This window comes from Klebsiella sp. K47 (assembly GCF_051858335.1).
Classification (GTDB): Bacteria; Pseudomonadota; Gammaproteobacteria; order Enterobacterales; family Enterobacteriaceae; genus Klebsiella; species Klebsiella pneumoniae.
On sequence record NZ_JBPYUI010000229.1, the window covers coordinates 1 to 238 of the forward strand.

Genomic DNA, 238 nt, shown 5'->3' on the forward strand with positions numbered 1-238 from the left:
TTAGTTGTGTATTATCCAATATATCATGTTTTGAAAGCGACTTATCAAACACCATCTTTTCAAATGGAGAAATAAACAACCTATTCATTAAAAAAAGCAACATATTTGGAACATCGTTCACTAATACCAGGATAAAAAATTTGCGCTGTGAAGATATTATGCCTGGCCGATGGACCACTCAACTTGTCAATAAGCACTTAGGTTACAGATACACAGGAGTATTCAAAACCCTGGCAAG

General features: G+C 34.9%; 1 pseudogene. It reads left to right on the forward strand.

The features are described from left to right. Window positions 1-238: pseudogene (locus RRF55_RS27815) on the forward strand (pentapeptide repeat-containing protein); the annotation flags it as partial.